This is a genomic window from Natrinema soli (assembly GCF_028618695.1).
Genome location: NZ_JAQIVI010000281.1, coordinates 1 through 1,091, shown reverse-complemented (window position 1 = coordinate 1,091; position 1,091 = coordinate 1). Strand labels below are relative to the sequence as shown.

The 1,091-nt window shown below is 60.8% G+C and carries 1 protein-coding gene and 1 pseudogene; one reads left to right on the top strand and one right to left on the bottom strand.

The annotated features are described in order from the left end of the window. Positions 1–208: hypothetical protein (locus PGX04_RS17170; protein WP_273739635.1), on the top strand; the 208-nt coding region annotated here is incomplete at its 5' end. Here PGX04_RS17170 and PGX04_RS17165 read toward each other — a convergent pair. Next, positions 162–1,091, bottom strand: a pseudogene (locus PGX04_RS17165) (PQQ-binding-like beta-propeller repeat protein); the annotation flags it as partial. The gene PGX04_RS17170 and the pseudogene PGX04_RS17165 sit on opposite strands and share 47 nt — an antisense overlap.

Sequence of the window (1,091 nt, the reverse complement as noted above, 5' to 3'; positions counted from 1 at the left end):
GGTCTCGGCGACTTCTCACGTCCCGGGAATCCACTCGGCTTCCCGGCAAACAGTGGGCGGAGTTGACGGCGACGCTGGCCGCGTCGCCGTCCGAAGCTGGCTACGACGAATCACGTGGACGTCCGCACTCGTTCGTGAGAACATGGAAGAGACGTTCGGCGTCACTCACTCTCTTGGCGCAGCCACTCAAGGCCAAGCGCCCCGCTGAGAAGTCCGCCACCGGCCGTGAAGCCGGGCACGTTGTCGGCGTCAGTGTTGTTCTCGGTGTCCGCCTCATTTCCAGCGTTCGTCTCGTTTCCAGCATCCCCATTTCTAGCGTTTCCGTTCCCGATGTCGCTGTCATCGTCATCGACAGACTCTCCGTTGCCGCCACTGGATCCGCCGTCGTCGCTACCGGTTCCACCGTCGTCGTCGCTGTCGTCCTTGCTGTCCTGCTGATTGTCTTGCCTGTCGTTTCCTCCATCTGTGTCGTCGTTCTCGTCACTCTCGTCGGCTAGTCGTCCGTGTCCGCTTCTTCGCGAAGTGCTACGAGATCGCCGTCGTGGTCGACATAGATCGTCTCGCCGCTAATCGCATGGATTGGTCCAACCGGCGCGTCGTCCTTCGAAAGCACCCACTTCTCAGACCCGTCGTACTTGTTCAGGGCGACGAGGTCCTCGTCGTAGTCCCGCTCCCCGTAATTGTGCGCGTTCTGATTGAGATACGCGAACACGGTTTCTCCGCTAATGACGGCTTGTCCATAGGTGTACGTAACGCTGAGATCCCAACTGTATTCGTCACCGTGAATCGACCCGCCGGGGTACGTCTGGTCGGTGCCGCCGCCGACGTGGATTTCCTCGCCGAACGCTATTTCGTGGGTCCCGTAACCCATGGCTGCAAACTCGCCTGTTCGGGCATCGTACAACGGCCACTCCTCGGTGGTACCGACGTCGTAAGTGACCGCTGCCGACGTCGCGTAGATGGTATTGACATGGGAGCCAACGTGGACTCCTTCCTGCCAGACTTCGGCACCGGTCTCGGGTTCGAGAGCGATCAGACCGGCACCCGTGACGCTGTAGATCACACCGTTTGCCGCGGCGGTCGCTGCAATG